General features: G+C 45.6%; 11 protein-coding genes. 4 read left to right on the top strand and 7 right to left on the bottom strand.

Annotated elements, in window-relative coordinates; translation table 11 throughout:
* Nucleotides 1–97: 97 nt before the first annotated feature.
* A complete protein-coding gene (locus ACZ2XM_RS09150) occupies nucleotides 98–817 on the bottom strand; it encodes a Bax inhibitor-1/YccA family protein (protein WP_201497250.1) in 720 nt (239 codons plus the stop codon).
* A 518-nt stretch (nucleotides 818–1,335) separates the two neighbouring features.
* On the opposite strand from ACZ2XM_RS09150, the gene ACZ2XM_RS09145 reads away from it, so the two are divergent.
* Both ACZ2XM_RS09145 and ACZ2XM_RS09140 read left to right on the top strand, forming a co-directional pair.
* Complete coding sequence (locus tag ACZ2XM_RS09145; protein WP_490588230.1) at nucleotides 1,336–2,343, top strand: NAD(+) kinase; 1,008 nt, start codon at nucleotides 1,336–1,338, stop codon at nucleotides 2,341–2,343.
* Between the two features lie 103 nt (nucleotides 2,344–2,446).
* Nucleotides 2,447–2,758 (top strand): YeaC family protein, encoded by a 312-nt coding sequence (locus tag ACZ2XM_RS09140; protein ID WP_490588229.1) that lies wholly within the window; start codon nucleotides 2,447–2,449, stop codon nucleotides 2,756–2,758.
* Nucleotides 2,759–2,878: 120 nt separating this feature from the next.
* Here the strand turns inward: ACZ2XM_RS09140 and ACZ2XM_RS09135 are convergent, their stop codons facing one another.
* The 5 genes from ACZ2XM_RS09135 to ACZ2XM_RS09115 all read right to left on the bottom strand — a co-directional run bounded on the left by ACZ2XM_RS09135 (nucleotide 2,879) and on the right by ACZ2XM_RS09115 (nucleotide 10,469).
* Nucleotides 2,879–3,253, bottom strand: a complete 375-nt coding sequence (locus ACZ2XM_RS09135) for a HopJ type III effector protein (RefSeq protein WP_490588228.1) — start codon at nucleotides 3,251–3,253, stop codon at nucleotides 2,879–2,881.
* A gap of 84 nt (nucleotides 3,254–3,337) precedes the next feature.
* A complete protein-coding gene (gene csrA, locus ACZ2XM_RS09130) occupies nucleotides 3,338–3,583 on the bottom strand; it encodes a carbon storage regulator CsrA (RefSeq protein ID WP_201497245.1) in 246 nt (81 codons plus the stop codon).
* 484 nt (nucleotides 3,584–4,067) lie between these two features.
* Nucleotides 4,068–5,354 (bottom strand): aspartate kinase, encoded by a 1,287-nt coding sequence (locus ACZ2XM_RS09125; protein WP_490588227.1) that lies wholly within the window; start codon nucleotides 5,352–5,354, stop codon nucleotides 4,068–4,070.
* Between the two features lie 212 nt (nucleotides 5,355–5,566).
* Nucleotides 5,567–8,242: an alanine--tRNA ligase gene (alaS, locus tag ACZ2XM_RS09120; RefSeq protein WP_490588226.1), complete on the bottom strand. Its 2,676-nt coding sequence runs from the start codon at nucleotides 8,240–8,242 to the stop codon at nucleotides 5,567–5,569.
* A 433-nt stretch (nucleotides 8,243–8,675) separates the two neighbouring features.
* On the bottom strand, nucleotides 8,676–10,469 hold the full coding sequence (locus ACZ2XM_RS09115) for a TIGR00341 family protein (protein ID WP_490588225.1): 1,794 nt from the start codon (nucleotides 10,467–10,469) through the stop codon (nucleotides 8,676–8,678).
* A gap of 236 nt (nucleotides 10,470–10,705) precedes the next feature.
* Between ACZ2XM_RS09115 and ACZ2XM_RS09110 the strand changes: the two genes are divergently transcribed.
* Both ACZ2XM_RS09110 and ACZ2XM_RS09105 read left to right on the top strand, forming a co-directional pair.
* The gene (locus ACZ2XM_RS09110) at nucleotides 10,706–10,849 is read left to right on the top strand and encodes a hypothetical protein (protein WP_490588224.1); all 144 of its coding nucleotides are present in this window, start codon (nucleotides 10,706–10,708) and stop codon (nucleotides 10,847–10,849) included.
* Between the two features lie 205 nt (nucleotides 10,850–11,054).
* Nucleotides 11,055–11,261: a hypothetical protein gene (locus tag ACZ2XM_RS09105; RefSeq protein WP_490588223.1), complete on the top strand. Its 207-nt coding sequence runs from the start codon at nucleotides 11,055–11,057 to the stop codon at nucleotides 11,259–11,261.
* 288 nt (nucleotides 11,262–11,549) lie between these two features.
* Here the strand turns inward: ACZ2XM_RS09105 and ACZ2XM_RS09100 are convergent, their stop codons facing one another.
* Entirely contained in the window at nucleotides 11,550–12,914 is a 1,365-nt protein-coding gene (locus ACZ2XM_RS09100; protein WP_490588536.1) for a L,D-transpeptidase family protein, read from the bottom strand.
* Between the last annotated feature and the right edge of the window lie 374 nt (nucleotides 12,915–13,288).

The following is a 13,288-nucleotide window of genomic DNA, read 5'->3' as shown; positions in this document are numbered from 1 at the left end:
TTTATTTTAGCCCATAAAAAAACCGCCCTATCATAAGGCGGTTTTTGGTTTGCTAAAGGGGCTAGCGGTATTAAGCTTGCTTAGTTTTATAAGTCGATTAGTCTTGTAAGTAGCTGAGTAGACGCATAAATTCGATATACATCCACACTAGCGTGGCTAGGATACCGATACTGAATAACCATTCGTAGTCTTCAGAGATGCCCATAGCGACACCGCGATCGACGTTATCAAAGTCTAATAGCAGGCTAAAAGAAGCGATCAATACTACGAATAAGCTAAAGCCAATAGCAATCATGCCGCCGTCAAATAGAAACGGTAGACTAGAGCCAAAAGCGATAAAGCCCCACTGTACTAGATAGAGAATCATGATAGCGAATACCGCAGACATCATGATAGAGCGGAACTTTTCTGTGACCTTAATCACGCCAGAGCGGTATAAGCCTAGCATTACTGCAGCGGTCACAAAGGTCGCACACAGCGCGGTAATCGGCACACTCGGATACATTCTCATAAAGAATAGTGAGATACCACCTAAAAAGATACCTTCTAACAGCGCGTAAGGGACGGCTAAGGTCTTGGCTTTTTGAGGTTTGAAGGTGATAAAAATTGCCAAGCCGAAAGCGGCAAACATGCTGCCAAAAGCGGCAATAGTGATAAAGCCTTGCGACAAGCCGGCTGCGATAGCATAAAAGAAAAAACCTAAACCGGAAATGGCGGAAAGGGCGAGCAATAAGCTGGTCTTTTGTACGACGCCCTTAACGGTCATCGGTGTGGCGCCAACCGCAAGTTCAGCACGACTGACAATAGGGTTTGCCATAACAGTGTCCTTTAATAAGTGATCTTGAATATAATAAGTGAGTTTGAATAATTAGTCTTGAATAAGCAAAACCAAGAGATAAATAGGAACCAATAAAACTAAATATAACCAAAAGTAGGCAATAGCGCTACTTTAGCAAATCCGCCCTTATTGTCAACTGAGTTTGCGTGAAGGTAGGCCGCTATAGAGTCGCTTTTTAGTAGCGCCGCATGACTTTTAAATCCAGGGTTAGCTTAAATAATTAACTTTAATATATATGGGCGCGGGTAGGGGCTATTACAAGAAAATCAGCGCCTATTATAGACAGGACATACAATCTTAAACAAAATCTGCTAGTCTAAGCGCGCAAATCTAGCTATCATTAACGCGCGTAGGGTTAGGCCTAGCTTTTCTTAAGGTTATTCTTGGTGCTAATCGTAGTGCCGAGTCGGCGTACTTAGCCTGACATATACGTGGTTATGCATTAAATATATACCCTATTTTACCGCACTCCTTTACCGCAATTTTTGAGCCTTTGTATGGAAAACTCAGCGCAGTCCGAACGACTACCGCACTTATCTAACTCCGAACTTTTTGCTACGATTAAAAACCCGGCTTTTCGCCGCATTGGCTTGATGGGGCGGGCAGGTAAGCGTACGGTCACCCGCACCTTAGTGCAAATTGGCCAGACCATCCATGAGATGGGGATGTCGTTGGTCATGGACGTCAATACCGCCAAATTGCCCACGCTAGACCTTAGCGAGCTCAATCAAGTACAAATCGTCAAACGCAGCTTAATTGGTGAAATTTGTGATTTGGTCATTGTGGTAGGGGGTGATGGCTCTATTTTGCACGCCGCTGAAGCCTTAGCCCGTTATCGTGTGCCGGTATTGGGGGTGAACCGTGGTCGTTTGGGTTTTCTAGCCGATGTGAATCCTGATGAGGTGGCCTTTAAGCTGCGCCAGGTCTTAACCGGTGATTATCAATTGGACCATCGGTTTTTATTAACCATGGAGATTCGCGAAGGCCGTGACATTATCTATCAAGATATGGCTTTGAACGATGTGGTCTTGCACGCGGGTAAATCGGTGCATATGATTGATTTTCAAATGCGTATCGATGGGCAGAATGTGTATCGTCAGCATAGCGATGGCCTGATTGCGGCAACACCGACAGGCTCAACCGCTTATGCTTTGTCCGGTGGCGGCCCTATTATCCATCCAAGTATGGATGCCATTTGTTTGGTGCCTATGCACCCGCATACGCTATCAAGCCGGCCGATAGTGGTCAGTGGTAATAGTGAAATTACCATGCAAATTCATGAAGATAATCGTACCCAGCCGATGGTGAGTGCCGATGGCAAAGCCAGTGTGCCACTAGAGCAAAATCAGCGCCTGCATATTCGCAAGCATCCTGATAAGCTCACGCTATTGCATCCTCCAGGCTTTGACTTTTATGAAGCCTGCCGCACCAAACTGCACTGGAATGTCCATGCTGAAGAGTTTGGCATGGATTTGGATGACGACGACACGGACATTGATTTTTAGGGCAGTACAACAGGCCCTAATAGCCTAACCCTAATACCCAGATTGTAATATTTAGACCCTGATACTTAGCGGTATCGAGCTGACTTACCTAAAGAGAGGACTTATGGACAAACAAACTATTCTGGCCAGCCTAACCCCTGAGATCGTCGAGCGCTTTCGTACGGCCATTGAAATTAGTAAGTGGCCTGATGGCCGTCCATTAACGCCAGAGCAGCGTGAGACCTGTATGCAAGCCGTGATGGTGTGGGAGCATGAGCATCTGCCGCCTGCTGAGCGTACCGGCTTTATCCATAAACCGGTCAAAGACGACGGTAGCATCGTAGGAGAGGAGTGCGATGTCGAGCACGAGCACCATTATCCTAATATGCCCAATCCTAAAGGCGCTATTCAACCGGTTAAGTTTCGGGATAAATAAGATTTTTCGCGATAAACCAGGTTTTATCACACTAATATAGTTTGACCCATAGAAAAGCCACGACTAAGCGTGGCTTTTTTATTACGAGAGCTAAAGTGAAGCGCTACAGCTATGAGCTGTCTAGATAGTCGTCGTGTCGACATTAGGACGCGGCGTCAATGGGTTCTTTTCCATCAAAAAGCCCTGCCAACCCCAATGTAAAAAGTTACGAATATTGGCATGATCAGTACCGTTTGGTGTAGCGACAACCTTATGATAATGCTCACCAAATAAAGCTAAAGTATCCAACTGGTTTAAGCGGTGATGTTTGGCAAAACCAAATATTTTGGCGCTACCTTCATTCTCACCGGCGACATTATGCTGCATGCCATTCACAAATGGCACAGGTGAATAACGGTAGAAGTCATCGATAAAATTGATAACATCATTAAAGCCAATGGCTTTTCTGCTTAAACCGTTCAGAAGTGCAGACACATCAGATTGACGGATACTCATAAGCTAACACCTTAAAATTAAAAAAATGTACTATTTGGAAATCCCGATATACCGCCCATTAACTCAGCTTTAGCAGCTAACCTATTAACGGTTAAAGTAGTCTTCATCATCAAAAGAGGCCGGGAAGTTACCCTGCTCCAAATGCTGCATGTGCGATTGTACTGAACGCTCATGCTGAATGCGCTGATAAATCTCTTCGCGGTGTACTGCAATCTCTTTGGGAGCATTAACCCCCAACCTTACTTGATTACCTTTAACGCCCAGAACAGTTACGCTGACTTCATCGCCAATCATTAATGTTTCGCCAACCCTGCGTGTCAAAATTAACATGCGTCACACTCCTTATGTCGCACTAATAACTCATAAATCATTAGATTACATCTCAATTAAAAAAGTCCTCTCGCAAAACGCAGAAAAATAGCCACGCAGCTCAAGGAAATGAAGGTTCATTCGCCCAAATGACTGTCTATTATAAGTGCCAAGGTCTATGCTGTCACGGCTTTTAACAAAACTATGTAACCGGTCAAATCCCTTGCGACTAATTAGTAAATGCGCGCTTAGTTAAACTTAATTTAATAATAGGTTTAACAAAGCCTCCTTAAGAATAGACTGACACTTATACGACAAATCATATGGGTTACAACAGGATAGCAGAATATTTATAAATTATCAGACAAAAGACGGCAAATAGACTGTGGGGGATAAAAGGGGACTGCTGTTTGTAAGAATACTAACAATAAAAAAAGCGCTAGGCTGCAGGAGCCTAACGCTAATCGAACTATTTAAACCGTAATTACTGTTTACTAGCTAAGGGTTAGAGACCAGCGATGGTGGTATCACCATCTTGACGATCGAGACCAAAAGCAGTGTGCAATGATTTTACAGCTTTTTCCAAGTATTGCTCTTGGATCAGCACAGAGACTTTGATTTCACTGGTAGAAATCATTTGGATATTGATGTTGTTTTCCGCTAATGTTTGGAACATCAAGCTGGCCACACCGGCGTGTGAACGCATGCCAACACCTACCAAAGATAACTTCACAACATTATCATTACCGATAATTTCTTTAGCATTGATTTCGTCTTTGACTTCGTTATTTAAAACGGCAATAGCCTTATCGAAATCAGGACGGTTGACCGTAAAGCTAAAGTCAGTCGTGCCATTGGTTGATAAGTTCTGTACGATCATATCAACTTCGATATTGGCCTTACCGATTGGGGTCAAAATTGCAGAGGCAACGCCAGGGTGATCAGGCACGCCGCGCACGACAATTTTGGCTTCGTCGCGATTGAATGCAATCCCTGAAATGATAGCCTGTTCCATGTTGTCTCCTTCATCTATAGTAATAAGGGTGCCGACGTTCTGTTTGAAATCGTCGTCATAACTGCCATCCATCGACTCATCAAAGCTAGACAAGACGCGCAGGGGGACTTGATATTTGCCAGCGAACTCTACCGAACGAATTTGCAAGACTTTTGAGCCTAAGCTCGCCATCTCTAGCATCTCTTCAAAGGTGATTTTGCTCAGCTTTTTGGCTTTTGAGGTGACCCGAGGATCCGTAGTATAGACGCCATCAACGTCTGTATAAATCTGGCACTCATCGGCCCCTAAAGCGGCGGCAATAGCGACCCCAGTAGTATCAGAGCCACCGCGGCCTAAAGTAGTCACATTGCCCGCTTCATCACGGCCTTGGAAGCCTGCGACCACGACCACATTACCAGCATCTAGCTGCTCACGGATTTTATGGTCGTCGATATGCTGAATGCGCGCTTTATTGTGCTCGCTGTCCGTCTGAATAGCGACTTGACCACCGGTAAATGACCGGGCGCCAATACCTTGCTCTTGAATAGCCATGGCCAATAAAGAGATAGATACTTGCTCACCGGTCGAGACCATTTGGTCATATTCGCGGGGATCTGGACTCGGACTAATCTGACGGGCTAGGTCAATCAGTCTATTGGTCTCACCGCTCATAGCAGAGACGACCACGACGATTTGGTGGCCATTATCATGCCAACGCTTGACTCGTTTGGCGACATTTTTGATGCGGTCGATACTGCCCATCGAAGTGCCGCCGTATTTCTGTACGATTAACGCCATAAGTTTATCCGTTTATCAAGTAGTGACGCTGCCGACGCCACCAAAAATTTCAGCCATCATTTATATCATAATAAACCACGAAGTTTAAGTATGCTAAGCAGTTATAATCATGGTATTTGGTTATGGCCCTTATAACCAAAGCCGTAAAGGCCACCTTAAGCTAATTTTACGCGTGTCTTTTTATACCTATCTTATGATAAATAGGCATAGCTCTAAGCGCTCAATTGGCTCTCAATCCAACTGGGTAACTCTGCGATAACTTGCGCGAAGTTATCGGCCTTTGGTGCGCCCCCTTGAGCGTAATCGGGTTTTCCGCCACCTTTGCCGCCTAGTTCGCCTGCTAAATGACGGATAATGTCACCGGCTTTAATGCTAGCAGTAAGGGGTTTCGCTACGCTAGCAGCTAGCGCCAATTGACCGTCTTTTTCGCCGATTAATACGACAATGCTCTCGGGCAGCTTGGACTTGATGTCGTCCATCAAGCCACGGATAGCTTTGCCATCAATACCGGTGACGTGGCTGACCAGCACAGGCTGACCCGCTAAAGTCTGTACGTCATCGACTAAGCTGGCGGCTTGGCTACTGGCTAATTTTTGGCTTAAACGCTCGATCTCTTTTTCAAGTTCGCGCTGTTTAGTCGCCATGATTTGCACGCGCTCAGCGATTTCAGGGCGCTTCACTTTGAGTTGGGCGGCCATAGTATTGAGCTGCTGATCGCCTTGCTGAACGTATTTGACAGCGCCCATACCGGTAACGGCTTCAATACGGCGGATACCGGCAGCAATGCCTGACTCGCTAATGATCTTAAACAGGCCGATATCGCCTGAGCGCTGCACATGCAGACCACCACACAGCTCGATAGAGAAGGGTATTTCCACGCCGTCTTTAACAGTGCTGGTGCCCATGGTTAGCACCCGGACTTCATCGCCGTATTTTTCGCCGAATAGCGCCATTGCGCCTTTTTCCATCGCTTGATCGATGCTTAAGTGCTCAATTCTAGACGGCACGTTGGCTTGAATCTGTTCGTTCACTACCCGCTCAATCTTCGCCAAAGTCTGCGGGCTAACCGGCTCATCATAAGCAAAGTCAAAACGCAGAATCTCACTAGACACTAGCGACCCTTTCTGCGAGACTTTATCGCCCAATTCACGGCGTAAGGCAGCATGCAATAGATGCGTCGCGGAATGGTTTTTCGCACTGGCGGCACGTAGGCTAGAGGTGACTTCGGCATGGGCCGTTTGCTGGGCTTGAATCTCACCCATAGTCACAACGCCATAATGAATGATGCTATGGCCCGCTTTTTTGGTGTCTTGTACATTAAAGACGCCTGAATCGGTACGGATTTCACCGTTTTCACCGACCTGACCACCGCCTTCTGCATAAAAAGGCGTACGGTCTAGCACCACAATACCTTCATCCCCTTCGCTCAAAGACTCACAAGGAGTACCGTCAGCAAAGACCGCTAAGATATTGACATTTTCTTGGTCGAGTTGGTCGTAACCGATAAACTCAGTCGGGGTCTCTACTTTGATGACGCTGCTATAGTCGACATCAAATTTACCGGCAGCACGCGCCCGTTGGCGTTGCTCTTGCATGTTCTCTTCAAAGCCTACTTCATCGATAGTGATGTCATATTCACGGGCGATATCTGCGGTTAAATCGACTGGGAAGCCATAAGTGTCGTAGAGTTTAAATGCCGTAGCACCGTCTAACACGTCGCCAGATTTTAGCCCTTCTAATTCACCAGAGAGCAGACGTAGCCCTTGAGCTAGGGTCTTGGCAAACTGCGTTTCTTCTTTTTCGATAGCACTTTCGATATCTTTTTGGCGTTCGACCAGTTCAGGATAGGCGGTACCCATCTCTTGCACCAATGGCGAGACCATTTTATAGAAGAAGGCAGACTCAGCACCCAGCTTATTGCCATGACGGACTGCACGACGAATGATACGGCGCAGCACATAACCACGACCTTCATTGCTTGGTAATACACCGTCAGCTATTAGGAACGATACGGCACGAATATGATCGGCGATCACTTTTAATGAGGCTTGCTGAGTGTTCTCAATCTCTAAGATATCAGCAGCGGCATCCATAAGGTGTACGAATAAGTCGATCTCGTAGTTGCCATGCACGCCCTGCAAGATAGCGCTAATACGCTCAAGGCCCATGCCCGTATCTACGCTAGGCGCGGGGAGTGGCTCAAGGCTACCGTCTTTTTGGCGATTAAACTGCATAAAGACGCAGTTCCAGATTTCGATAAAGCGGTCGCCGTCTTCTTCTGGCGTACCTGGCAAACCGCCTTCGATGTGCTCACCGTGGTCATAAAAGACTTCAGTACAAGGGCCACAAGGACCAGTATCGCCCATCGTCCAGAAGTTATCTGAAGCATAAGGCGCGCCTTTATTATCGCCAATGCGGATAATGCGCTCTGGCGCTAGGCCGATGTCTTTATGCCAAATATCAAAGGCTTCTTCGTCGGTCTCATAAATCGTCACGTACAGACGCTCGGTATCTAAACCCAACCAGTCTGGTGACGTTAAGAATTCCCAAACGAAAGGAATAGCGTCTTTTTTGAAGTAATCGCCAAAAGAGAAGTTACCGAGCATCTCAAAGAAAGTGTGGTGACGAGCGGTGTAGCCTACGTTATCCAAATCATTGTGTTTGCCACCCGCGCGCACACATTTTTGTGACGACACTGCCCGCTGATAGCCTCGGTCCTCTAGACCTAAGAAGCTCTCTTTAAATTGGTTCATGCCCGCATTGGTAAATAACAAGGTCGGGTCATTGTGCGGAATCAGGCTCGATGAGGTCACATAAGTATGCTGCTTGCTTACGAAGTAATCTATGAAGGCCTGGCGAATGTCGGCTGAGCGAAATGGTCGGCTCACTGTGGCTCCTTAATAATGCACTGGGTGTCGATAAATGAGGGGTTTGAGTCAGGGACTCAAGCAATCAGTCAATAACTAATAGGGTCAGTATCACCGTAAACTTTACCGATTGAGCAAAGCACAGTTTTAAAGAAACGCAATTTTAGCATAGTTGCCGTGCAGTAGGGCGGTTCGTCCCTAGGTGGTCACCACAATACGGTTAAAAACACTTATCAATATTTTCAATTATTAACTTATGGTAGCTAGCTAAAGCAGTAAGCGGCTTGGTTTTTAAATGTTGATAACTGGTGCGCCGGGCGCTCCCTGCTTTTACTTTATTCAATTCGGTCTGGGTAGGCTGGTGCTTTAGCCCAGCATGCTTACACAATTCAATTTATAAGCTGGGCTAAAGCGCCAGCCTACTGTAAGTTTATAAGATTGAAAATTCTAACACCTAGTTATTCAATATCGCAGCATCAGTCTCATCCAATTTATCTTTAATGAGCGGATTGGCCTCAATAACTTTAATAGGCAAGTAGCGCAGCTGTAGTTTGACCGGCAAATATTTAGGGAAGTTTTCATCCATATCTTGAGTAATTTTAGCTTCTATTTGGCGCACATCGTAAGAGGTAGGCACCGTCTCACCGCGCACTACCGCGCGAATAGTCTGATAACCATCGTACTTCTCAAACTGGGTATTGGTGAGTACGTTGCCTTTATCAATGAAATAATCATTAATATTGGTTTTTACATTGGTCTCAAACTGTTGCTGCTTGGCGATAGTGTTTAGATTCAGGGTCAGGTAAATCCCTAAGCCAATTAATAATAATAAAGTCACGGCATTGCGGCGAAAAAACGTCAAATAAGTGCCTGATTTATAATCGTCATCGACCAACCGGCGAAAGCCGGTAAACCACAACACCATAGCGTTGGTAAATTGGATGGCAATAATGTTGGTCATGGCCAAGAGTAGGGCGCCTAGACCTAAAGATATCTCGCCATTGGACAATAAGATACCACTGGCCGCTAAAGGCGGGACCAATGCTGTGGCGACGGCAACACCAACGACAGCAACGGATAAGTGTGGCGAAATCATTGCGTAAGCCCCTGCCGTACCCCCGGCTAAGGCAATCATTAAGTCCATCGAGGTGGGTTGGGTACGCGAGAGAATTTCGTTCGTGAGGGGCTGGCCTTGATGCAATAGACCCACAATGAAGCCAATCACCACCACTAAAGCCCCGCCTGCCGCTACCGTAAACAGCGATTTACGCAGTAGCGGCATCCGGTAGTCAATAATCGCAAGGGCGACCCCAGTGATAGGTCCTAGCATCATGGCGACCAACATAGCGCCGATGACGACGGCAGGCGAGTTGGCGACTAAACCATAGCTGGCAATGATTGCAGATAACGCATTCATTAAAAAGTACATTTTACTCGGTAGCGCATTAGCCTCGATGCTTACACGAACTTTTGAGTAGTCAATCTTTTGCTCGTTTTCTTGTTGAGCGAGAAACTGTTTGTAAGCCTCTAGCTTCTCTTCTCTTTTTCGTTGCTCGCGCTCTTCTTCCGTTTCTTCTTCGTCCTCATCCTCATCTTCATCACTAGCAGTATGACTATCCGCATCTTCGCCTTCAGCGTCCACATGATGGTCTGATGATTGCTTTTTCGCCAGCTCCTGCTTTATATACTCGTCTTTATGAGTATCGGTGCTATCTAACTGAGAGGTATTATCGGTATTGTCTGAATCGAGACCCTCTGATTCGTCATTAGTAGTAACGTTGTCGCTATTAGGTGGGGTCAACAGCGACTTGGCACTAATCCCTGCAAGCTCTAACACGCTACCTTCTGGAATCTCTAAGGCAGGCGAGGGGGTATCAGTAGACGGCTGCTCTTCTGACTCTAAGCCATTGGCCGCCAGTTCAGCTTCGGCTAACTCAGCTACGGTGGCAAGTTCGGCTTGCTCAGCGGCTGCAGTATTCGGTGCCTCTGTTGTATTTGTTGCTACAACGACGACTGCTGGTTCAGTGTCGGGAGCAATCTCCGCTATAACCACATCAGGACTTTCTTCAGTGATTATGATTTTAGCTTCGGGTATCTGGGCAATGCCATTACCATCGCCTGTAGTGGCATTTTCAGCATCTGCATTCGTAGCTGCATCTGTATTGCTGTCAATATCTAGGCGGCTATCCACAACATTGTCATTATCAGTAGCGTCACGCTGGGCACGTTGAGAAGAGTCTTGAGTCATAAGAGCAGTATTTTATCTAGGCTAAGGTCGGCTTATTGTACTGGCAAATGAGCAAATAGCGAGAGTATTTTATTGAAATAATAATGAAATTGTAGCAATGATACGTTTGCTCATAACCATAAGTTGGCATCTTCATAGCCTAGCTACAGAGTATGAGCGGCAAGACTTTAAAGGGTCTTATAGCCTCAGCGCAACGCTACGCAGGACCAAGCCACGTTACGATTATAGTGAGGGTTATGAAAACATTAGATAAATGGATAGCTATTAAGAGCTTAACAGGCAAAAGTAGACAGTGTGAGCAAGAGGGTGCTCATAAAAATACAGGAATGGTTAATAGGATAACCATTCTGTCAGGAAAGATTGTTAAGGAAGGTCATTAAGGAATGGTTTTAAAGGAGAGTATTAGGGAAAGTGGTTAAGGAATAGTTAATGAAATACTAAGAGATATTTATACCCTGATTATAACAAGGTTTTATCTGAATGTCAGTCAATATAAATGAACAGCAAGGAAATTTAAATACTTACACTTTATAAGGAATTGGTGTATAAATACACTATACCCACACAGATAATAAGGTGAAAACTATGAACTGGCCATTATTCTCCATGATGTACTCTATTGCTGCTACTGTCTTGACTGGTGTTGTCATCGTAATCGCGCTAGTAACTGGCTTTAATGAGATCCCGCATATTATTACAGTCGCTGTAGCTTGTGCGCTGCTATCTATCCCTCTTGGTCTCTACTTTACTAAAAAGATTGGTAGCATCACTGGGGAAGAGACTTACGAATAAGTAAGCACAAAAATAAATTGAGTTTAGCTTAGGGCTCGTCTTAGCAATAAGACCCCGATGCGCCGCTCTTGCCAGATAAAGTCACTTACCAGATAGAGGCAATAGCTAGGTGAATAGATATTTTTGTATAACCTAGCTCGATTTTGAGGAATAGTAAGATTTTGAAGACTTAGCTTTAAAAGTACGCGCATAAAAAAGCCTCCTAACTAAATATAGTAGGAGGCTTTTTTAGTTTCAGTAAGCCAGATAGTCTCTAGCTCAGTGATATATATAGTTTAGAGCGTCAGGCTATTTAAGCTCAACCGTAGCGCCGTTTTGGATATTGGCATAAACTTCTAAAACGTCCCAGTTGGTCAAGCGGATACAACCGTGTGAGCCTTGACGGCTAATACCTTCAGGGGTTGGCGAGCCATGGATACCGTAAGAAGGCTTAGAGAGGCCCATCCACACGACGCCCACTGGGTTATTCGGGCCAGGGGGTAGCATAAAGACTTGCTTGTTCTTATCCTCGCCGACCGTTGCTTTATACCAAGGCATTTTCACTTTATTGACGACCTTGAAAGTACCATGCGGAGATGGGGTAGAGCTGCTACCTACTGTCGTTGGATAAGTGGCAACCAACTTATCACCATTATAAGCATAGAGCGTCTTATCGGCTTTATTAGCAACGACACGGGTAATGGTTTGCTTTAGCTCAGGGCGGGTATTAACGACGGTGATTTTTTCACCAGCACTATAGCTCTTGTTTTTATTAAGCTTATCGAGATAGCGGACGTCCATGTGGAAGCGCTCACCTAACATCTCTTTAATATCTTGGTAATACAAGCCTTTGACTTTAGACTTAGCTTCCGAGCCATTAGGAGTCGGTGCAAAAGTAGATTTAACATCTTCTTCAGTCAGCGTGTAAGTCACCAAAACAGGTCTGTCAGGTGAAATGTTTTTATTCAAAGCATCCCAAGTCTTTTGGTCCATCTTGCCAGTAGCCGGTAAGCCATGCATATTCTGGAAGTTAATTAGGGCTTTTTTACTGTTCATACCCCAACCACCATCGATCGGACCCGGTGAGGCATGGTTCCAATCTAGCAAGGCCTGCATTCTGATGGTCATCGCTGAGTTGACTTTCATGTTCGGCGACCATTTCGAGCTGTTGACCGTCTGGGCATAGCTGGATAAATCTAGGGTAGTGATTTTCTTACCGTCTTTATCTTCGATGCTTTTAATCGAGCTATCGCCCGCTGCCGAAGCTAAACTGGTATTGTCAGTTTGCGTGTTGGTCAGGGGGTCAGCGACGCCGCTATCATCTGGTGAGGCAACGGCTTGCCCTTCTTCGATATCATCAGAGGCATCTTTAATGGCGTCCTGACGCGTAAGCTCAGAGGCACTGATATTATCAGGGTTGACGGTAGCTGCAGGCTGGCTTCTATTCTCAATCAACTGGCCCATACGGTCGCCAGTAGCTTGCTCAGTATTTGAGCTGGTGCTAGCAGTCGCGCCTAAAGAGTTGCTATGATTTTCATCAATTTTTAAACTGGCCAATTTAGCCAAGTTAGGCATTGAGTCAACATTACGAACAGGCAGCGTGCGCTCACTGGCATTAGGTGCCGCTATAGCGCCAGTACTGACGCCCGCCAACAAACAGACAGAACCTAGCATCGCTGCGCGGACTGCAGCAGACAATGCATATCTAGTTGATGATTTATTTGGCGAATCTAATAAAGTAGGTGTACGCATAATATAGTCACACGTTATTGAAAAGTAATCAGTATTATGCGCATAATTTGTAAGGTTCGCAAACTTTTGCAATACATTTTTGTGTGAATCATTTATGGATAGAGCGGGTAAGTCTAGAGACATTGGGGTCTGAGGTAGTCGTCCTTATAAGCCCCTTTAGCGACTGGCAAGCTAAAGGTAATATGTCTATAATGCCCTAGTGGTCATGGTTGCAAGCCGTCGAGGGTGTGCCAGTCAACTTATTAATGGCGATTATGAGATTATGAGCCGCTATAGCTAGGCCTGAATAGCAGGGT

It is taken from the genome of Psychrobacter sp. CoH-33_TS_01, assembly GCF_058189395.1.
Note: the sequence above shows the minus strand (reverse complement) of the source record. Positions and strands in the feature narration are given on the sequence as shown.